Origin of the sequence: Candidatus Corynebacterium faecigallinarum (genome assembly GCF_052264515.1) — a bacterium.
Lineage (GTDB): Bacteria > Actinomycetota > Actinomycetes > Mycobacteriales > Mycobacteriaceae > Corynebacterium > Corynebacterium faecigallinarum.
In genome coordinates, this window is sequence record NZ_JBQQOC010000094.1 from 1 (window position 1) to 484 (window position 484).

Consider the following 484-nt stretch of genomic DNA (forward strand, 5'->3'; position numbering starts at 1 on the left):
GTAGTTCCCCGTGAGGTTGTGAACACGTGCTGAGGGAGTCGCACCTCCGATAGCCGTGTGGGCTCGATGGTGATTGTAGTAGTGCAGGAACTGTTCGTACACCGCCTCACGATTGGCCTCACTGACATAGGGCCGGGCGTAGGCCCACTCGCTCATCAACGTGCGATTGAACCGCTCGACCTTACCGTTGGTCTGCGGCCGATACGCCCGGGTGAACCGGTGCCTCACCGCCTCACCGAGCGCGTTGTTGAATGCGTGTGAGCGGTAGCAGGCACCGTTGTCGGTCATCACAGCCTGCACGGTGACCCCAAGTGAGCTAAAGAAGTCGTTGGCTCGGTTCCAGAACCCGGCGGCAGTCTCTTTGCGCTCGTCATCGAGAATCTCCGAGTACACCACCCGCGAGTAATCATCGACGGCATGGTGCAAGTAGCGATACCCACGCGATGGTGATGCTCCCGCACGAGCGGCAGCATCGCTGGCCCGA

General features: G+C 60.7%; 1 protein-coding gene. It reads right to left on the reverse strand.

Translation table 11 applies throughout. The features are described from left to right. On the reverse strand, positions 1 to 484 hold a 484-nt coding region (locus ACTXPP_RS14200), incomplete at both ends, for an integrase core domain-containing protein (RefSeq protein ID WP_443342776.1).